The 6,000-nt window shown below is 35.3% G+C and carries 2 protein-coding genes; both read right to left on the bottom strand.

The window, feature by feature from the left end; translation table 11 throughout:
• Positions 1 to 164 precede the first annotated feature (164 nt).
• The gene (locus ACH0B5_RS03125; RefSeq protein ID WP_406927371.1) at positions 165 to 3,845 is read right to left on the bottom strand and encodes a S8 family serine peptidase; all 3,681 of its coding nucleotides are present in this window, start codon (positions 3,843 to 3,845) and stop codon (positions 165 to 167) included.
• Positions 3,846 to 4,134: 289 nt separating this feature from the next.
• A complete protein-coding gene (locus ACH0B5_RS03120) occupies positions 4,135 to 5,817 on the bottom strand; it encodes an Rqc2 family fibronectin-binding protein (RefSeq protein ID WP_122970301.1) in 1,683 nt (560 codons plus the stop codon).
• Positions 5,818 to 6,000 lie beyond the last annotated feature (183 nt).

Genomic DNA, 6,000 nt, shown 5'->3' with positions numbered 1-6,000 from the left:
AAAGTCTAACAAAATTAGGAGATTGCGTGTTTATTTTTTCTGAATTTTATCTGTACCCCAACAAATATTTTAGAGCCAATAAAGTAAGCTACTCTCTTATAAAACTTTTTATAGATAAAAGCCTATAATGGATGATACCATCATAGGCTTTTTCGGTTTTAAGTTTATTTATTTTTTCCCTTGCCAGGTTTCCCACTCTTTTTAATTTGAATCGTTTTCGTTGTTACATTTCCTGCTAAATCTTCTACTTCAAAAATGAACTCATTATTTCCATTTACTAATGGAAGTTCTACTTCCACTTGTTCTTCAAAACCTTTCATTTCGTATGGTTCTGATAACTCGTGTAAGAATTTTTCGTCTCCATTTACCGTTAATCGAACTTCATCAAAATTGTCTTTTAAAGTAACTGGAACTACAATCACACTTTCTTTTGTGTTTTTAGGAATTTTTCCAAAAGAAATTGTTGGGAATTGTGTATCAACGAAAACTTTACGAGAGATTTGCATTTCATTTGAGAATTCATCAATTGCTTTGACACGAATGTCTTGGAAACCATCTTCAAGATTTAAAGTATGAGAGAATTGAACACCATCGAATGATGCTTCTTCATCGTTCACCGTAACTGAAGTGATTTTTGAATCATCTTCAATTGTTCCATTCACTTCGATTTCGTTCGTGTTAAATATATCAAAGTAATTTGGACTTTCAATATAAATAACAGGAGGTGTTGTTTCTTCATTACTATTTAGTTGGAAGTCATAGGTTTGAGCATTTCGTGCAACGTCTACTAATTGTACCGAAATTTTATCTTTATTCGTTAATTCTCCACTAATTGTAAATGTTGATGTAGTTAGAGGAAGAGTTTCTGAAACAGCTTCTCCATTTACATATACTTGCCAGTATTCTGCACCTGTTCCACCTTTATTATCGGTAGGATTTGAGACAACAACTGTCTTAGTTGAAGCATCGAAAGTTACTTTAGCGCTAGGGGCTGCCGTATCGACCTTAACAGGGAATTCAATGGATTGCCATTGTGCTCCTTCATAATCGATAACCCCACTTACACGAATAATATAGTCTCCATCTTTAGCGATTGCATTATTAATTTTCCCATCCCAACCATAGTTCGTATTATAAGTGTATGGGTTGTCAGATGTATAATGTTTCGTTAAGTTGTTAGCAGTTCTTAAAGTACGTAAAACTTTCCCGTTCATATCGACAACTTCCACTTTCAATTGCTTCGCATTACGGAATAAAGAAAAGACAGGAATTGCTTGATCACGAATACCATCTCCATTTGGAGAGAAACCAAATCGAGAAGAATCAAATTGTTCGCCTGCTCCTGTAATGAAGGAACCTTGTTCATCTGCTAAAGCAGTATAACCCCAATAAGTTAAATTGTCCCAAGCAAAGTAATCAAAGATTCTTGCATCATCCCAACCGCCGTTAAATCCAAAGAATGGGACAGTTAATGGTACATTATTTGTTACTTCTTCATTTGGATCAATTAATCGAACGAAACCATCAACAAAGAAGCCGTTAGAATAAATGGAACGAATCTCTTCTGGTAAATTGGAAACGTCAACTGATACAGTAATTTCCTTTGTACCATTTGCAGGAATTGTAACCGATTCTGGAGTATTGATATCTGCATCTTCATCCGTAAGAACATATTGACCATATGTGTTTGGAACCGTTACATATAATCCATCGCCGGCATTAACAGGCATGTCGATTTGAAGTTGTGTTTCAACATTATATGTTTTTTCCTCATTTGAGAAGTTTTCAGCAACTAAAGTAAAGGTAAATTGGTCATTTTCAATTTCCTTTAAAGCAACTTTTGCTTCTCCCGTTTCTGAATTTGTTACAATAACATCCGTTGATAGAGCATTTGCAAGTTGCATTAATCCAGCCCCTTGTCGACGTGGTGAAACATACTCACCTGGAGTTGTTTCCATTGGAAGAGCTGTATTCATTAATAAATTCTTCGCTATTTGAACTCTATCCGCACCAGTTGCATCAAATTCTTGGTCTACCCTTTCTAAAACAAGGGCACTACCACCCGCTACATGAGGTGCCGCCATAGAAGTTCCGCTCATTAATCCATACTTATCATCATTTAATGTTGAGAAGATATTTCCACCTGGAGCTGTAATTTCCGGTTTGAAATCTAAGTTAGGCGTTGGACCCCAAGAAGTAAAACTACTTAATTGTCCTGCGCTCGGATTTTGTGTTTCAATAAAGTTTCCATCGAAGGAGACTGTCACACTTTGATTGTTATCTAAAGCAGCTTTTAATGATTCTCCATCCACTTTTAAAATGGACATGAATGGAATCGTAATACCAGGGTCAGTTGCCATATTAATTGTACCTTCAGTATTGTTGTAAATAATGGCTGCTACTGCACCTGCAGCTTGAGCATTCAGTCCCTTTTCAACAAACGTATTAGAACCACGGGAAATTAAAGCGACTTTTCCTGTGAAATCTTTTCCTTCAAAATCAGCAGCTGTTCCGAAACCAGCATCCATGACTTCTACTGGTCCGCTAAATGTTTCAATTGGGTTGGCGTCATTTGCTAATAAATAAAGGGCTTCTCCTGATGGCGCTCCATCGACTTGATAAGAAAAACTATATGCAGTAATCATCGAATTTTCAACGGAAGCAACGCTGATTGAGTCATAGGATATACCCGGCGATCCTGTCACACCGTAGTCTTGGTTTTCAGCATAAGGATAAAAATATCCAGAGCCATACATATCCGAGTTTCCTGAAGAAATCGAAACGATAATACCATTTTCTGTAGCTCTAGATACGGCTTGTTGTTCCGGGCTAGATTCATCTACATATCCCGCAGGAGAACCTAGTGACATGTTTAAAACGTCGGCATTTAACTTGATGGCATCATCAATTGCCTTTATATAAATATCACCATAAGTGGATGAAAAGTTTGGATCATTTCCGAATACTTTTAAAGCTAAAAGTTGCGCTTCAGGAGCTACTCCTTTAATACCACCGTCTTCTTCATCTCCATTGGCTGCAACTGTACCACCAACATGCATACCATGCATCGATGCACCTGGACCTAAATCTAAAATTTCATCATTACCGTCCATATAGTTATATCCAAAAGGAACTTTTGTCGTATAATATTGACCATTTTTAATGGATCCATCTGATCGCAGAGCATTTACTTCTTCTTCAGTTAGTTCGGCTGTACTTTCATCAGATAAAACCATGTCTTTATGGCTCGGATCGATACCAGTATCAATAATACCGACAACCATACCTTCACCTTCAAAACCGTATTCATTCCATGCGCGTTGAGCTTGAACTAATTCCTTCGAATGAATCATATCGGGTTTTACTTCTGGTCGTTCATATTCAGTAGATTCATAGACAGCTTTAACACCAGATGTAGCTGCGATTTTTTCAACATATTTTGCTTCTACTTCTGCTGAGAATCCATTAAATACAACTGAAAAGTTTTCAATATATTTGACGGAAGGCACTTGTTTTTTTAATGTATCTTGAACACTTTCTTGTTCTTCCGTAACGGCAGTTTCAATGGATTCTTTTTCTGACCGTTTTAATTGCTTATATAAAACGCCTTTTTTTGTTGCTTTTTCAATAGCAGGCTCCCCGTCAAGTTCAACGACGATTCGAACTTTTTTGTCGGGGTTTTTTGGATTTGCTAGAGATTTTGAGATGTTTGGTTCATTTTTTTCTTGTTGAATGGTAGGCAAGTTTTTTAAACTTTTTGCGCTCGTACTGTTCACGCCGAACAGTGGTGTACTGAATGCCAAAAAGAAAGCAATTGCCACAAGTACTATTTTTCTAAGTTTCATAAATCCACTCCTCTTAGTATTCTATTAGTCTGAAAAAATAGAATAAATATAATATTTAGTCAACTTTTTCTAATTTTAATAATATATGATAATAGATTGGGAATACATTACAAAATAGTTACTTTTAAATCGAAATTTGTAGTTTTTTAGTTTTCAAAATTCGACATTTCTATTTTGGGGAATGGTAGATAGATAAATAGAAAGAAATAGGGGAGTTATTACGGTAAAACAAAAAGGGATTGGTAAGAATAAATTGAATTCTCCACCAATCGCCTTCATCTTTGTAAAGTTATTTTTTTAGTTTTAGTACGAGCTCTTCGTCGGGTGTTACAAAAAGGGTTTTTTGTTCGAAATAAATAACGAAGCCAGGCTTTGCTCCATTCGGTTTTTTCACTTGCCGAATTTCCGTATAGTCAACGGGAACTGAAGAAGAATCGCGAGCTTTACTAAAATAAGCACTTAAAGTGGCAGCCTCAAATAAAGTTTTGTCATCTGGTTCATTGGAATGGATAACGACATGGGATCCTGGAATATCTTTTGTATGCAACCAAATGTCTGTCTTTTTTGCTATTTTAAAAGTTAAATAATCATTTTGTTTATTATTTTTCCCAACGGAAATGGGGATTCCAGAAGAGGATACAAATTGTTCTGGAGAAGGTTTAGTCGGCTTTTTCTTCCGTTTACTATTGCGCATTTTTAAGTAACCTTGTTCCGCTAATTCTTCGCGAATTTCCTCTATATCCGAAGGGGATGCTTGATGCACTTGTGCCATTAACATATCAAAGTACTGAATTTCATCTTCCGTTTTTTCGATTTGTTCTTTTACCATAACTAAAGCATTTTTTGCTTTATTATATTTCGTGTAATAACTTTGGGCATTTTCAACTGGTGTTTTTCTAACGCTTAAAGGTATTGTTATTTGCTCCCCGTTCTCACTGTAGTAGTTCGTTACGGTTACTTCTTTCATACCCTTTTCGAATTGATATAAATGGGCCATTAAGAGTTCACCATAAAGTTGAAATTTATCTAGATTCGAAGCATTATCCAAATCTTTTTGAAGTTTTTTTAATTTTAAAGTTAATTTATTGCGTTCGTTTTGAAGCCAACGTTCCAAATCTCCAGCCTGCTGCTTTACCCGATCCCGTTCAGCCCGGGCATAAAATACCCGATCTAATAAGGTGCTTAATGACTCATATTGGGTTTTTTGACCTTTCAAGTGGGTTAATGTTGTTGGTGAAAAATAAGTTTTTTTATCTACTTCTATATAAGTGGGATGTGCACCAGCAACAATTTCTTCTAAAAAAGTTTTAAAAGTAGGAAGTATATCATTTTGTTTTATACGATATAAAAGTTCGTTTGCATGAATAGGTGAAAACCCTTTTAAATGCTCAACAACGTGTTTTGCTGTTTTTTCTTCTGCGAAAAATTGTTGTATTTCGTCATCGGTCATCGTAGCTGGATTGACTTTATTTTGTTTTGGAGGGGCAATATACGGTTGACCGGGTAAGACGGTACGATAACTATTAACAGATGGTGGTAGATGTTTTAAACTATCAATAATTTTATCGTTTTCATCATCGATTAACATAATATTGCTGTGACGCCCCATAATCTCGACTGTCAACTTGCGAAAAACTTGATCTCCAATTTCATTTTTACTTTCGATATTAAAAGTTAAAATTCGTTCAAAGGAATCGGTTGAAATTGTATGAATAATACCGCCTTCAATATGTTTTCTTAAAAGCATACAAAACATTGGTGGTTCAGCTGGGTTATCAATCGAATGTTCTGTTAAATGAACCCGCGCATAGGCCGGGTGAATCGAACATAATAGTTTATAATTCTCCCCTTTAGCACGAATATGTAACATAATTTCAAGGGCGTTTGGCTGATGAATTTTCGTAATACGACCTGTTTCTAATTGTTTTAATTCATTTGCCATTGCTATTGTAAATAAGCCATCAAAAGCCATGTTATTTCCTCTTTTCTTCTTTCACGTAATCTTCGATCAATCCTATATGGTTAGAAATCCATATAAAAATTAGTAAGACTTCATTTACAACGATATTTCATTATAAAATGTAGTTCAAAGACAAAAATATATAACATATTATACTATAGTTCTTTATCGTTGCATTCAACATTTACTTTTTGC

The organism is Ureibacillus sp. 179-F W5.1 NHS, assembly GCF_045369345.1.
Lineage (GTDB): Bacteria > Bacillota > Bacilli > Bacillales_A > Planococcaceae > Ureibacillus > Ureibacillus halotolerans.
Note: the sequence above shows the minus strand (reverse complement) of the source record. Positions and strands in the feature narration are given on the sequence as shown.